The organism is Micromonospora sp. R77 (assembly GCF_022747945.1).
Taxonomy (GTDB): domain Bacteria; phylum Actinomycetota; class Actinomycetes; order Mycobacteriales; family Micromonosporaceae; genus Micromonospora.
This window is the reverse complement of record NZ_JALDST010000001.1, coordinates 2,151,470-2,164,223: the sequence shown is the minus strand read 5'-3', so window position 1 is coordinate 2,164,223 and position 12,754 is coordinate 2,151,470. Positions and strand designations below refer to the sequence as shown.

The following is a 12,754-nucleotide window of genomic DNA, read 5'->3' as shown; positions in this document are numbered from 1 at the left end:
GGGATCAGCTCCCGTACTTCTTGCGGTTGTCCTCGAGCTGCTTGTTGGCCTTGGCGACCCCGTCGTCCAGGGCCTGCTTCGGCGACTTCTTGCCCAGCGCCGCCTCGTTGAACGAGGTGTAGAAGGTGGTGAGCACCTCGCCGAGCCCGGGGGCGGCCGGCGGGAAGGCCGCGTACTCCAGCTCGGGGGCGAGGGTGGAGACGTCCTTGATGCCCTTGAACTCGGCGCTCTCGCGGACCTGCTTACGGGCCGGCACCTGGCCGCCCTTTGCCCAGTCCAGCGAGTGCTCGCTGAGCCAGTTGATGAACACCTTCGCGCCGGAGACCTTGTTGTTATCGGCGCTGCGCTGCTTGACGATGGTGAAGTTGTGCGAGTTCGCCCAGACCGCCTTCTGGCTGCCGATCTGAGGCACCTCGGCGACGCCGATCTGCGCGTTCGGGTCCTTGGCGATGTCGTTGATCTGCCAGATGCCGTTGAAGTTGAAGGCGTTCTTGCCGCTCTTGAGCGCCAGGTAGTCGGCGTCCTGCCCGACGTTGGCCGGGGAGTGGCCCTGCTTGATCAGGTCGACCAGCCAGGTGCACGCCTCGACGGCCGGGTCGGAGTTGAAGGTCGCCTTGGCCACGTCGGCGTCGAAGAGGGTGCCGCCCCACTGGTGCAGCAGCGAGTAGAAGGTCATGCCGCCGGTGAACTGGAACGGGCTGATCCAGAAGCCCTGCACGCCGGACTTCTTCAGCTCGGTCAGCGCCGCGGTGAACTCGTCCTTGTCGGTCGGCGGCTTGTTCGGGTCCAGTCCGGCCTTCTGCATGACGGCCTTGTTGTAGTAGAAGCCCAGCGGGTGCATGTCCAGCGGGATGCCGTACCGCTTGTTGTTGTAGATGCCGCCCTTCCAGACGGTGGGGGCGAAGTCGCCCTCGCTGAGTTCCAGCGCCTTGGCCACGTCGTCCAGCTCGGTGATCACGCCGCGGGCGGCGAAGGTGGCGAGCTGGTCCATGTGCATGACCGCGATGTCCGGGCCCGAGCCGCTGGAGACCGCACCGGGGAGCTTGCTGTAGTAGTCCTCCCAGCGGTACGTGTTGACCGCCACCGCGATGTTCTGGTGCTCGGAGTTGAACTGCTCGACGAGCTTCTTGAAGATGTCGCCGTCGCCGCCGGTGAAACCGTTCCACAGGTTCAGCGAGACCTTGGGGCCGGTGTAGTCCTTGCCGCCGTTGCCGCTGGCGGTGCCGCCGGACTTGGTGGCGCTGCCACCGCCGCATCCGGCGAGGGTCAGCGAGGCGGCCGCACCGAGGCCGACGCCGAGCCCGAGCAGGCGCCGCCGGCTCATTTCGTTCTGGATCATGCGGGTTCTCCTTGGGGGACGGAATCAAGTATTTCTTGGTCAGCGCTGGGCGGCGAAGCGCAGCACGTTCCAGGAGGCCGCCGGCAGGCGCACGGAGCACCGATCGCCGTCGGGGGTGGGGGTGGGGAGTTCCCGGGGCGTCACCCGGTCGGGCTCGGCCTCGGTGTTGATCGCCTCCGGGTCGTCCCCGGCGGCGACGGTCAGGTGCGATTGACCGGATAGTCCTGGCAGGCCGCGCAGGTCGAGCTGCAGGTCCAGGCCGTCTGAGCCCCGGTTGACCGCGAAGACGGTCAGCTCGCCGGACTCCTCGTCGTGCAGGGCGACCGTGTCCAGCACGGGCACCTCGCCGTACTTCTTCGTCTCGTAGGTGGGGCCGACCGGCTCGGTGCGCAGCACGGTGCCGCGGGCGTACCGGGCGGTGAGCGCGAACGGGTGGAAGATGCTCTGCCGCCAGGCCGGGCCGCCGGTCCGGGTACGGATCGGGGCGATCACGTTGGCCAGCTGTGCCTGGCAGGCGACGCCCACCCGGTCTGCGTGCCTGAGCAGCGTGATCAGCAGGTCACCGACCACAACGGCATCGACGGCGGTAAAATCGTCCTCGATCAGTGCGGGTGCCTCCACCCAGCCGCGCCGGTCCAGGTCGGCCTTGAGGCGGGACTCGTACCAGACGTTCCACTCGTCGAAGGAGAGCTTGAGCTTGCGCTTGTGCCGCTGCTTGGCGGCGACGTGGTCGGCGGTGGCGACGACCTCGGTGATGAAGTTGTCCATGTCGACGGCCGAGGCCAGGATGCTGGCCCGGTCGCCGTCGGAGGGGTCGTAGTAGGTGTGCGCGGAGATGTAGTCGACGTGCTCGTAGGTGTGCTCCAGGACGGTGGCCTCCCACGCGGCGTAGGTGGGCATCCGCCGGTTGGAGCTGCCGCAGGCGATCAGGCTGATCGACGGGTCGATCAGCTTCATCGCCCGGGCCGTCTCGGCGGCGAGCCGGCCGTACTCGTCGGCGGTCTTGTGACCGACCTGCCACGGGCCGTCCAGCTCGTTGCCGAGGCACCACAGCCGCACCCCGTACGGGTTCTCGGCACCGTGCTTGCGGCGCAGGTCGGACAGCTGGGTGCCGCCCGGGTGGTTGGCGTACTCCAGCAGGTCGCAGGCCTCCTGCACGCCCCGGGTGCCGAGGTTGACGGCCATCATCGGCTCGACGCCCGCGTCGCCGGCCCAGGTCATGAACTCGTCCAGCCCGAACGCGTTGGTCTCGACCGTCTTCCAGGCCAGGTCGAGCCGGCGCGGCCGGTCGCCGACCGGGCCGACGCCGTCCTCCCAGCGGTAGCCGGAGACGAAGTTGCCGCCGGGGTAGCGGACCACGGAGACGCCCAGCTCGCGGGTCAGGTCGAGGACGTCGCGCCGGAGTCCCCGGGGGTCCGCGCTCGGGTGGCCCGGTTCGTAGACCCCGCCGTAGACGCAGCGCCCCATGTGCTCGACGAAGGAACCGAAGAGCCGGCGGTCGGCCGGTCCGATCGCGAACGCCGGGTCGATCGTCAGCTGTGCGCTCCGCAAGGGGTGCCACCTTTCCTCGTGCTCGTCACGGGTGACCTCGGTCACCGGTGTCCCTGGTTTGTACAACGTTGTAACCAACGTTGTAAAGAGGTCGTGACATGGTCGTGACACGGTAGGGTGCGGACAGCAGAGCGGGGAGGAAGGCAGTGCGACACAGGCTCAAGGACGTCGCCGAGCGGGCCGGCGTGTCGGTGAAGACCGTCTCCAACGTGGTCAACGGCTACCTGCACGTACGACCGGACACCCGGGCCCGGGTCGAGCAGGCGATCGCCGAGCTCAACTACCGGCCCAACCTCTCCGCGCGCAACCTCCGCAAGGGCCGCACCGGGGTGATCGCGCTGGCCGTCCCCGAGCTGGACATCCCGTACTTCGCCGAGCTGGCCCGGCACGTCGTCGCCGCGGCCGCCGCGCACGGCTGGACGGTCCTGATCGACCAGACCGGTGGCGGCCCGGAGCAGGAACGCAAGGCCGCCTCCGGGATCGGCGACCACATGATCGACGGCCTGATCCTCAGCCCGCTGGCGCTCAGCGCGGACGACCTCGCCGGCCTCGACGACATGCCGATGGTGCTGCTCGGCGAGCGGGTCGACCACGGCCCGGCCGACCACGTGGTGGTCGACAACGTGGCCGCCGCCCGCGAGATCACCGCCCACCTGGTCGGGCTCGGTCGCCGCCGGATCGCCGCCATCGGCTCGCAGCGCACCCCCGAGGGGGCCAGCGCGCGGCTCCGCCTGGCCGGCTACACCGCCGCCCTGGCCGAGGCCGGCATCGCGTACGACGACGAGCTGGTCGCCCCGGCACTCGCCTGGCACCGTGCGGACGGCGCCGCCGCCATGCGTGACCTGCTCGCCGCCGGGGTACGCCCCGACGCGGTCTTCTGCTTCAACGACACCCTCGCCCTGGGCGCCCTGCGCGCCCTGCACGAGGCCGGCCTCCGGGTGCCCGAGGACGTGGCGGTGGCCGGTTTCGACGACATCGAGGACGGCCGCTTCTCCGTCCCCACCCTCACCACGGTCTCCCCCGACAAGGAGCGCATCGCCAAGCTGGCGGTGGAACTCCTCGCCGGCCGCATAGACGGCGACCGCGACGCCCCCCCACGCGAACTCACCGCCCCCCACCGCCTGGCCCTCCGCGAAAGCACCACCCCCTAACCCCTCGCTCCCTTCCCCCCTCCCTGTGCCGCTGCCTTCGCGCGTTGATCATGGGGTTGGCGGCGTCGGTGTGCCCATTTCCCGCCGCTAACCCCATGATCACCGCAGGGGGACGCTGGGGGCGCGGAAAGGGTGGGGTGGGTCAGTCGAAGAAGCGGGCCAGGTGGGTGGGGCTGGGGGCGGGGTCCTGGGGGGAGAGGGGGGTGAGGTCGGCGAAGATGGAGGCGCCGTCGCAGGCGGCGTGGAGCGGGTACCAGCGGGGGGTGCCGGGTGGGCGCTGGCCGCAGATGCCCTTGACGGTCTGCACGTCGAGCAGGCGTACGTGGGTGGGGTCGGCGACCGCGTTCACGTGCCGCCACCAGGGGCTCATCACGTGCAGCACGCCGCCCGGCCGGAGCGCCCGGTGCGCCTCGTCGAGCAGCGGCAGGAAGTCGATCAGGTGCTCCAGGATGTGCACCGCGAAGAAGACGTCCACCGAGTCGTCGGCCAGCGGCAGCGAGCCGGAGAGGTCGGCGACCGCGTCCACCCCCGCCGCCGGATGGATGTCCAGCCCCAGGTTGCCCGGCCACTGCTTCTGACCGCCGCAGCCCAGGTCCACCACCACCGGGTCCCGGCCGGCGACGCGTACCCGGCACCAGACGCCGAGCACCCCGGCGAGCCGCCCCACGAGGTCCCGGACCAGCCGCAGCTCGGCCGGATCACCGACCTCGCCGTCGACGTGCGCGACGCCCCGATCGAAGCGCACCTGCACCGCCAGCGGGCGCAGCCGGTCGTCGTGCCGGGCCAGGTCGGCCCACGCCTCGGTGAGGAAGCCGTCGGCCACCGCCAGCCGCTCGGCCGAGGGTGCGGTCACTCCGGTCGCCACCATGCGCCACCTCCGGGCCGCGCCATACCCGGATCGCCGCCCGATATGCCTGGCTCGCGCCGGTTCCCTTCCCCGTCGCCACGGGCTCCCGCCGGACCGCAGCCCGGTCGTCGGTCGCGTCGGTGGTGTCCGGGCGGGCGTGAGGTGCGGGCCGTTCAGCCGGAGATGGTCCGGCGGGCGCCGCGCATCCGTTGCCGGGGCTGCGGGGCGGCCGGCTTGGGCCGCTTGAGGTGATAGCGGTGCAGTTCGTTGTTGCCGGGCAACGACGGGTCCTCGCTCATCGCCACCAGCTCCCAGCCCTGGTCGCCGGCCCGGTTCAGGTGGGCCAGCGCGGTGTCGCCGTACGGGGTGACGTCGACCATCGAGCCGTCCGGGCCGTACCAGACGAAGACGATCTCCCAGCCGATGTCCGTGGTGGCGGCCTGCCGCCGCCGGACCAGCAGCGCGTACTCCCACTTGAGCATGGCGTCATTGTCACCCCGGCGGAGCGCTTCGGCAGGGATCAATCCTCGGCGATCCGTCCGGCGTCCACCCGCAGCCGCCGGTTGACGCTCACCGCGTCCAGCATCCGCCGGTCGTGGGTGACCAGCAGCAGCGTGCCCGGATAGCCGGCGAGCGCCTGTTCCAGCTGCTCGATGGCCGGCAGGTCCAGGTGGTTCGTCGGCTCGTCCAGCACCAGCAGGTTCACCCCGCGCCCCTGGAGCAGGGCCAGCGCGGCGCGGGTCCGCTCGCCGGGGGAGAGGGTCGCCGCCGGCCGCAGCACGTGCGCCGCCCGCAGGCCGAACTTGGCCAGCAGCGTCCGCGCGTCCGCCGGGTTCAGCTCGGGTACGGCGAGCCGGAACGCGTCCAGCAGCGGCTGTTCGCCGAGGAAGAGTCCCCGGGCCTGGTCGACCTCGCCGACCACCACCCCGGGGCCGAGCGCGGCGTGCCCGGAGTCCAGCGGCAGCCGGCCCAGCAGCGCGGCCAGCAGGGTGCTCTTGCCGGAGCCGTTCGCCCCGACGATCGCCACCCGGTCGGCCCAGTCGATCTGCAGGTCCACCGGGCCGAGGGTGAAGCCGCCCCGGCGTACGACGGCACCGCGGAGCGCGGCCACGACGGCGCCGGCGCGGGGCGCGGCGGCGATCTCCATCCGCAGCTCCCACTCCTTGCGCGGCTCCTCGACCACCTCCAGCCGCTCGATCAGCCGGTCGGTCTGCTTCGCCTTCGCCGCCTGCTTCTCCGAGGTCTGGCCCCGGAAGCTCTTCACGTGCTTGTCGTTGTCGGTGGCCTTGCGGCGGGCGTTGCGGACGCCCTTCTCCATCCAGGCGCGCTGGGTGCGGGCCCGCTCCTCCAGCCCGGCGCGGGTGTCCGCGTACTCCTCGTACTCCTCGCGGGCGTGCCGGCGGGCCACCTCCCGCTCCTCGAGGTAGGCCGCGTAACCGCCGCCGTAGTGCCGGGTCTGCTGCTGGGCCAGGTCCAGTTCCAGCACCCGGGTGACCGTCCGGGTCAGGAACTCGCGGTCGTGGCTGACCAGCACCGTGGGCGCGCGCAGCCCGGTGACGAACCGCTCCAGCCGGTCCAGCCCGGCCAGGTCCAGGTCGTTGGTGGGCTCGTCGAGCAGGAAGACGTCGTACCGGCTGAGCAGCAGCGAGGCCAGGCCGGCGCGGGCCGCCTGGCCGCCGGAGAGGGCGGTCATCGGGTGGTCCAGGTCGACGGTCAGGCCCAGCTCCGCGGCGACCTGCTCGGCGCGTTCCTCCAGGTCCGCGCCGCCGAGGGCGAGCCAGCGCTCCAGCGCCTCGGCGTACGCGTCGTCGGCGCCCGCCGCCCCCGCGGTCAGCGCCTCGGTGGCGGCGTCCAGCGTCGCCTGCGCCTCGGTGACCCCGGTACGCCGGGCCAGGAAGTCGCGTACCGTCTCGCCCGGTCGGCGCTCCGGCTCCTGGGACAGGTGGCCGACGGTGGCCGTGGGTGGGCTGAGGGAGACGTCGCCCGCCTCGACCGGCTGGAGGCCGGCGATGATCCGCAGCAGCGTCGACTTGCCGGCGCCGTTCGCCCCGACCAGCCCGACCACGTCGCCTGGGGCGACGACGAGGTTCAGGTCGGCGAAGAGCAACCGGTCGCCGTGGCCGGCGGCGAGGTCCTTGATGATCAGTGTGGCGCTCATGAGGAGGTCGAGCCTACCGGCGGGCCGCCCCGCCGCCGATCGGATAACCGGCGCCCCGCCCGCGACAAGGGTGAGGGAGACTCACTTCCGTGGTGACCACTCTCGCGATCGACTGTGGGGGCGGTGGGATCAAGGCGTCGGTGCTGGACGCCGCCGGGACGATGCGGGCCCGGCCGTTGCGGGTGCCGACGCCGTACCCGCTGCCCCCGTCGCTCTTCGTGCGGACGCTGCTGGACCTGGGTGGCCGGCTGCCGGCGGCCGAGCGGGTGACGGTCGGCATGCCCGGGATGATCCGGCACGGCGTGGTGGTCGCCACCCCGCACTACGTGACCCGCGCCGGGCCGCGCAGCCGGATCGACCCGGACCTGCTGGCCGAGTGGTCCGGCTTCGACGCCCGCAGCGCCCTCGCCGAGGCGTTCGGGGTCCCCGCGCTGGTGCTCAACGACGCCGAGGTGCACGGCGCGGGCGTGGTCGCCGGCACCGGCTGCGAACTGGTGCTGACCCTCGGCACCGGGCTGGGCAGCGCGCTCTTCGACGGCGGGACGCTCGCCCCGCACGTGGAGCTGTCGCTCGCCCCGGTCCGCTGGGGCACCACCTACGACACGTACGTCGGCGAGCCGGAACGCCGACGGCTCGGCGACGCCTTCTGGTCGCGGCGGATCCGGCAGGTGGTGGAGGGCCTGCGTCCGGTCTTCCGCTGGGACCGGCTCTATCTGGGCGGCGGCAACTCGCGGCTGATCCGGCCGGAGCAGCTGGCCCGGATGGGTGACGACGTGGTGGTCGTCCCGAACACGGCCGGCATCGTCGGCGGTGTCCGGGCCTGGGACCTGGTGGGCGACCGGTACGACCCGACCCACTGACACCCTTCCGTCCGCTCGTCCGGCGGCCCGGCGGTCCGGACGTCGGCAAGGAACACTCGCGGTTCCGGCGGTGTTGTGCCAGCGTCGACACAAGCGCGGCGCGACACGAGGAGGTGGGTCGGATGGATCTGCTGGCGGAGTACCGACGGGCGACCATGTTCTTCGAAACGGGTGACCCGGCCGGAGCGGCCCGACTGCTCGAGCCGATCGTCGAGGCGGAACCCGGCAACTCGTCGGTCCGGCAGCTGCTGGCCCGGGCGTACTTCCAGTCGGCCCAGCTCAGCCGGGCCGAGGAGCAGCTGCGGGAGCTGGTCGACCGGGACCCGAGCGACCACTACGCGCACCACGTGCTGGGCCGTACCCTGGAACGGCTGAACCGGCCCGCCGACGCCCTGCGCCACCTGCGCATCGCGGCGGCCATGTACGCCACCAACACCGACTACACGACCGCGCTGCGCCGGGTGGAGAGCCGGGTCAGCGGTCGTTGACCCGTTCGGCGACGGGCGGCCTCCTGCGGGGGCCGCCCGTCGCCGTCCCCGGGCCCGCCCCGCCGGCCCGCCTACGATGGGCTGGTGAAGCTCAAGCTGGATCTCCACGACATCTACAACAAGGGCCACGACATCGACCGTGCGCTGCGCGGGATCATGGACGAGGCGGTGGCGAAGAAGGCCACCCTGGTGGAGATCATTCCCGGCAAGGGTTCCGGTGCGTTGAAGAAGAAGGTGCTGCGCTTCCTCGACCAGAAGGACGTCAAGCAGCTCTATCACCGGGTCGAGAAGGACTCGAAGAACTTCGGCCGCCTCTTCGTCCACTTCCGCTGGAAGTGACCCGCCGGGCTCTACCGGGTGGTTGATCGACTCCACGTCGGCGAAGTGGCGGGCGGCTCCCGCGTACGGCGGGCGAAGAGGAACGCGCTGTGCGGATGGTGGAGCAATTCGGCCTCGACGGTGAAGCCGGCGGCGTCGAGCCAGGCCGCGACCCGTTCGGGTGGCCGGCGGTGGACGTACACCTTCATCGGGTGGCCGCCGTAGCCCCGCGTCTTCAGATGGTGCTCGTCGCCGACGTGGAAGGCGAGCAGCAGGGGAGCCCCGGCACGGAGCACCCGGTGGAAGTGGCCGAGGACGGTGGGGACCTCGTCGTCGGGGACGTGGATGAGGGAGAACCAGGCGAGCAGGCCGCCGACGGGCGAGTCGGCGAGCGCCAGTTCCGTCATGGTGCCCACCTCGAAGCGCAGGTGGGGATGGTCGCGCCGGGCGATGTCGATCATCGCGGGGGAGAGGTCGACGCCGAAGGCGTCCACGCCCAGGTCGTGCAGGTGGGCGGTGAGCCGGCCCGGTCCGCACCCGATGTCGGCCACCGGTCCGCCGCCGCCGGTGCGGACCAGTTCGGCGAAGAGGGCCAGGACTGCCCGTTCGTACGGCGCGTCGGCGAGTGCCCCGCGCAGCAGGTCGGCGTAGCTGTCCGCCACCGTGTCGTAGGACGTTCGGGTGTCGGTGAGCCAGCCGTCGGCGGTCATGCCGGGCACGGTAGCGCCGGTGCCCCCGCCCGAGGGGCAGGGGCACCGGTGACGCGCCGTCGATCGGGCTGGTCGTGAACGACCGGCAGGTCAGGTGATGGCCGTGTACCAGCTGCTGCAGGTGTCATAGACGATTGTCTTGGGATAGGAAAGGTCCGCCTCGCAGACCCGGAAGCGCATGTTGCCGTTGTCGTAGTAGCTCTTGTTGAGGTTCGTCCAGCCGGCAGCGGCACCCCCGTCCCAGTACGCCTCGCCGTTCCGCGCGCCGTCGCTTCCGAAGTAGTTCCACTCCACGACGACCGGCTCTCCGTTGGTGTCGATGTCGCGGAGCCAGAACCACTCGCCGTACGGCTGGAAGCAGGCGATGCCGACCGGGGAGCCGGTGGCGCACACCTTGGCGTGCCCGTTGTTGTAAGTGGAGTCCGCGACGTCGGTCGTGCGTTGCCAGCTGTCCGCGGCCGATGCCGCGGTCGCCGTCGACAGGGTGAGCGCGGCGGCCAGCGCCAGGCCGCCGGCGATCGTTGCTCCTCTGATCTTCACGAACTTACCCCTCTCGATTTCGGGTCGGGTGCTAGAAGTCGCAGGGCGAGGTGTCGGGGTGCAGCGCGTTCCAGGTCTGCGGCCCCACCGCGCCGTCGACATCGAGGCTGCACCTGACCTGGAAGTTCCGTACCGCCTCGGCGGTGGCCATGCCGTAACCCCCGTCGACGGTGAGGCTGTAGCCCCAGAAGTTCCGGAGCAGGCACTGGGCATGAGCGACCGCGGATCCGGAGCTGCCGAAACGGATCGTGGGATGGGTGCCGCTGTAGGAGCAGGTAGCCATGATCGTGGCGTTCGACTGAGGATGGGCCGACGCCACGGCGGGAGCGGCACCCAGCAGAAGTGAGGTTGTTGCCAGAACGGTGAGCAGTCGTGATCGCAGGCGCATTCGTGTTCCTCCTTGAGTTCGTCGCGCTGGCGTCCCGTTCGTGCGGACGATCGATGAATGCGGACCACCCGGTCCGCCGGGCCCGATCTCAAGGCTTGCCGGGCAGTTGATGTCCGGCAACGGCGTGGCCTGTCCGGGACAGGCGGAGAACTGTCCAGGCTGTTCAGAGGGCCTGTCCGGGCCGGCCGTCCGGGCGGCGCCTGCCGCGCGGGTTGAACTCGGCGTCGATCTTCGGCAGCATGAGGGTCGATGGATACGTTGGGTCCTCGGCCGGACACCTGCCGTGACGCGGCCGAGTTCGTGCAGCTGATGCGGCAGTTGAAGGACCGGTCCGGTTACACGTTCCGGCAGTTGGAGGAGAAGGCGGCGGCCTCCGGTGACGTCCTGGCGCGGAGCACCATCGCGGACATCCTGCGTCGGCAGAGCCTGCCGAGGCCCGAGGTCCTGGCCGCGTTCGTGCGCGCCTGCGCGGGGCCCGAGCACGTCGGTCCCTGGCTGGCTGCCCGCGACCGGCTCGCTGATGTCGTCGCGGAGTCCGCGCCGGGGTCCACCGGACAGCCCGAACCGATGCCGCCGGCCGCATCGCCCGGGCCGCGCTCGCGCCACCTGCGTCGGGCAGCGGTGCCACTGCTGGTGGCCACGGCTGCCCTGCTCGCCGTGGCGGCCCTCATCGTCCTGCCGGACCGGCGGCAGCCTCCGGTGTCCCGGGCCGAGCCGGTCGGTGGGGCCTCCGCTGCCACGAGCGGCCAGCGTCGGCTCGCGCTGGACGCGGAGGAGAGCGTTGCCCTCATCCGTCCGGCTCGCACTCCGCAGCTGTGCCTGACGGAGGGGCGCGAACACACCCGGCGGTACGAGTCACCGGTCGCGGTTCAGCGGCCCTGCGGTGATTCCGGGTCGCCCGAGACCGTCATCGAACGGGCGGGGGACGGCCTCTACCGCATCAAGTGGGTCCACCCCCAGCAGGGCGTCGGCTGCCTGACGATCGTCAGGGGCGGACCGGCAGCGGACATGTTGGAGCCCTGGAACGACTGTCACCACGACCAGGTGGTCCAGGAGTTCCGGATCGAGCCGGTGGACGTGCCGGTGGCCGGCGGTTTCCGACTCCGTCCGGCGTCGGGCGAGTGGTGCATCGGGATCCGGGCGAACGAGCTGGCAGCGCAGGCCGAGGCGGTCCAGGAAACCTGCACCGGTGACGGCGATCAGGAATTCCTCATCGACCTCGTCTCCTGACCGGGACCGTCGGGCATTGGCAGACCGGCGCGGGTGTCAGGACGGCCGTCCGCCGAAGGCCCAGTTGTGCACCTCGACGTCGGCGTGCCGGTCCGGGCCCAGGACGGCGCGTGCCTCGTCCGGGTCCGCCGCCCGGACCAGCGCCGCCGTGCCGAGCCGGGTGCGGCCGTCGTCGGAGAGCAGCGGCCCGTACGCGATCAGGTCGTCCCGTCCCGGTGGCACGGTGAGGTCGGTGGCCCCCTCCACGCCGAGGCCGAGCACCAGATAGCGGTTGCCGCCGGTCCGACCTCCGGGGAAGTCCCACATGGTGCATCCCAGCAGGTTCCGCCACCGGCGCAGCAGCACGTCCCGGTAGACGCCGGCCTGGTAGTTGGGCTCGTCGAAGGCGAAGTCCCGGGCGGCGGCGGGATCGGGCAGGTCGACGATGTGCACGCTGCCGGTGGGGGTGGCACCGTCGGCGCCGAAGGTCGGGCCACGGGCGATCATCTGCGCCGAGTACCGGTCCATGTAGGACCAGTGCTGTTCCAGCAGCTCGTGGCGCAGAGTGAGCGAGTCCCGCCGGTCGCGGTGGTGACAGAAGAACTCCATGCCCGAAGTCTGGACCCTCACTCAGCCGGCTCGGCCGGCGGCCGGGCGGGGAGCAGGACGGTGGTGAGCAGTCGCCGGGTGCGGTCCGGACCCGGGTCGAGGGTGGCGTACTCGGCGAAGAGTGCCCGGAGGCGGGTGACGAATTCGGCCAGCTCGGCGTCGGTGGCGTGGAAGGCGTTCTGCCGGTAGCCGGCGAGATCGCGCGCCAGGTCACCGCCCCCGGCGTCGAGATAGCGGTCGAAGTCGGCGAGCAGCCCGGCCACGAAGGTGAGGAAGGCCCGTCGGTGCTGCTCGGGGGTCATCCGCGCGACGGCCGCGGGGTCGACCGAGGCGGCCGCCTCGTCGAGCCGGTACGTGCGTTCGACCGCTCCCCGTACCCGGCGCTCCCCGGCGAGCCGGAGCACGTCGTGTCCGGCGAGCGTGGCGACCTGCCGGTAGAGCGTGGCCGTCGGCACGTCCGGCAGTTCGGCCCGCAGCTCGCTCGTGGTCAGCGTGCGACCGCCGAGGAACGCCTGGACGATGCGCAGCCGTACGGGGTGCAGGAGCAGCTCGGCAGTGTCGGTGGACACACACCCTCGCCTTCGTT

15 protein-coding genes are annotated in these 12,754 nt (G+C 71.7%); 5 read left to right on the top strand and 10 right to left on the bottom strand.

The window, feature by feature from the left end; translation table 11 throughout:
- Positions 1-4 precede the first annotated feature (4 nt).
- On the bottom strand, positions 5-1,339 hold the full coding sequence (locus tag MRQ36_RS09985; protein ID WP_242794592.1) for an ABC transporter substrate-binding protein: 1,335 nt from the start codon (positions 1,337-1,339) through the stop codon (positions 5-7).
- Positions 1,340-1,378: 39 nt separating this feature from the next.
- Entirely contained in the window at positions 1,379-2,890 is a 1,512-nt protein-coding gene (locus MRQ36_RS09980; protein ID WP_242794591.1) for an alpha-N-arabinofuranosidase, read from the bottom strand.
- Between the two features lie 146 nt (positions 2,891-3,036).
- Between MRQ36_RS09980 and MRQ36_RS09975 the strand changes: the two genes are divergently transcribed.
- A complete protein-coding gene (locus MRQ36_RS09975; RefSeq protein WP_242794590.1) occupies positions 3,037-4,041 on the top strand; it encodes a LacI family DNA-binding transcriptional regulator in 1,005 nt (334 codons plus the stop codon).
- A 142-nt stretch (positions 4,042-4,183) separates the two neighbouring features.
- Here MRQ36_RS09975 and MRQ36_RS09970 read toward each other — a convergent pair whose 3' ends face one another.
- The 3 genes from MRQ36_RS09970 to MRQ36_RS09960 form a co-directional block, all read right to left on the bottom strand.
- Positions 4,184-4,909, bottom strand: a complete 726-nt coding sequence (locus tag MRQ36_RS09970) for a methyltransferase domain-containing protein (RefSeq protein WP_242794589.1) — start codon at positions 4,907-4,909, stop codon at positions 4,184-4,186.
- A 152-nt stretch (positions 4,910-5,061) separates the two neighbouring features.
- The gene (locus tag MRQ36_RS09965; protein WP_242794588.1) at positions 5,062-5,370 is read right to left on the bottom strand and encodes a hypothetical protein; all 309 of its coding nucleotides are present in this window, start codon (positions 5,368-5,370) and stop codon (positions 5,062-5,064) included.
- 38 nt (positions 5,371-5,408) lie between these two features.
- Positions 5,409-7,046: an ABC-F family ATP-binding cassette domain-containing protein gene (locus MRQ36_RS09960; protein ID WP_242794587.1), complete on the bottom strand. Its 1,638-nt coding sequence runs from the start codon at positions 7,044-7,046 to the stop codon at positions 5,409-5,411.
- An 89-nt stretch (positions 7,047-7,135) separates the two neighbouring features.
- Between MRQ36_RS09960 and MRQ36_RS09955 the strand changes: the two genes are divergently transcribed.
- The 3 genes from MRQ36_RS09955 (at position 7,136) to MRQ36_RS09945 (ending at position 8,733) form a co-directional block, all read left to right on the top strand.
- Entirely contained in the window at positions 7,136-7,906 is a 771-nt protein-coding gene (locus MRQ36_RS09955; protein WP_242794586.1) for an ROK family protein, read from the top strand.
- Between the two features lie 122 nt (positions 7,907-8,028).
- Positions 8,029-8,394 (top strand): M48 family metallopeptidase, encoded by a 366-nt coding sequence (locus tag MRQ36_RS09950; RefSeq protein WP_242794585.1) that lies wholly within the window; start codon positions 8,029-8,031, stop codon positions 8,392-8,394.
- 84 nt (positions 8,395-8,478) lie between these two features.
- Positions 8,479-8,733 carry a Smr/MutS family protein gene (locus MRQ36_RS09945; RefSeq protein WP_013288724.1) on the top strand — a complete coding sequence of 85 codons (255 nt, stop codon included), beginning with the start codon at positions 8,479-8,481 and terminating at the stop codon, positions 8,731-8,733.
- Between the two features lie 11 nt (positions 8,734-8,744).
- Here the strand turns inward: MRQ36_RS09945 and MRQ36_RS09940 are convergent, their stop codons facing one another.
- The 3 genes from MRQ36_RS09940 to MRQ36_RS09930 form a co-directional block, all read right to left on the bottom strand.
- Entirely contained in the window at positions 8,745-9,422 is a 678-nt protein-coding gene (locus MRQ36_RS09940; protein ID WP_242794584.1) for a class I SAM-dependent methyltransferase, read from the bottom strand.
- 90 nt (positions 9,423-9,512) lie between these two features.
- Positions 9,513-9,962: a hypothetical protein gene (locus tag MRQ36_RS09935; protein WP_242794583.1), complete on the bottom strand. Its 450-nt coding sequence runs from the start codon at positions 9,960-9,962 to the stop codon at positions 9,513-9,515.
- 31 nt (positions 9,963-9,993) lie between these two features.
- Positions 9,994-10,245 (bottom strand): peptidoglycan-binding protein, encoded by a 252-nt coding sequence (locus MRQ36_RS09930; RefSeq protein ID WP_242794582.1) that lies wholly within the window; start codon positions 10,243-10,245, stop codon positions 9,994-9,996.
- A 354-nt stretch (positions 10,246-10,599) separates the two neighbouring features.
- Between MRQ36_RS09930 and MRQ36_RS09925 the strand changes: the two genes are divergently transcribed.
- Positions 10,600-11,580, top strand: a complete 981-nt coding sequence (locus MRQ36_RS09925) for an XRE family transcriptional regulator (RefSeq protein WP_242794581.1) — start codon at positions 10,600-10,602, stop codon at positions 11,578-11,580.
- A gap of 36 nt (positions 11,581-11,616) precedes the next feature.
- Here MRQ36_RS09925 and MRQ36_RS09920 read toward each other — a convergent pair whose 3' ends face one another.
- Both MRQ36_RS09920 and MRQ36_RS09915 read right to left on the bottom strand, forming a co-directional pair.
- Entirely contained in the window at positions 11,617-12,168 is a 552-nt protein-coding gene (locus MRQ36_RS09920; protein WP_242794580.1) for a YciI family protein, read from the bottom strand.
- 17 nt (positions 12,169-12,185) lie between these two features.
- The gene (locus MRQ36_RS09915) at positions 12,186-12,737 is read right to left on the bottom strand and encodes a helix-turn-helix domain-containing protein (protein WP_242794579.1); all 552 of its coding nucleotides are present in this window, start codon (positions 12,735-12,737) and stop codon (positions 12,186-12,188) included.
- Between the last annotated feature and the right edge of the window lie 17 nt (positions 12,738-12,754).

Coding starts and splice junctions, on each gene's coding strand:
- MRQ36_RS09985 (WP_242794592.1), bottom strand. CDS start 1,339: ATGATCCAGAACGAAATGAGCCGGCGGCGCCTGCTCGGGCTCGGCGTC.
- MRQ36_RS09970 (WP_242794589.1), bottom strand. CDS start 4,909: ATGGTGGCGACCGGAGTGACCGCACCCTCGGCCGAGCGGCTGGCGGTG.
- MRQ36_RS09965 (WP_242794588.1), bottom strand. CDS start 5,370: ATGCTCAAGTGGGAGTACGCGCTGCTGGTCCGGCGGCGGCAGGCCGCC.
- MRQ36_RS09960 (WP_242794587.1), bottom strand. CDS start 7,046: ATGAGCGCCACACTGATCATCAAGGACCTCGCCGCCGGCCACGGCGAC.
- MRQ36_RS09950 (WP_242794585.1), top strand. CDS start 8,029: ATGGATCTGCTGGCGGAGTACCGACGGGCGACCATGTTCTTCGAAACG.
- MRQ36_RS09940 (WP_242794584.1), bottom strand. CDS start 9,422: ATGACCGCCGACGGCTGGCTCACCGACACCCGAACGTCCTACGACACG.
- MRQ36_RS09930 (WP_242794582.1), bottom strand. CDS start 10,245: ATGGCTACCTGCTCCTACAGCGGCACCCATCCCACGATCCGTTTCGGC.
- MRQ36_RS09925 (WP_242794581.1), top strand. CDS start 10,600: ATGGATACGTTGGGTCCTCGGCCGGACACCTGCCGTGACGCGGCCGAG.
- MRQ36_RS09920 (WP_242794580.1), bottom strand. CDS start 12,168: ATGGAGTTCTTCTGTCACCACCGCGACCGGCGGGACTCGCTCACTCTG.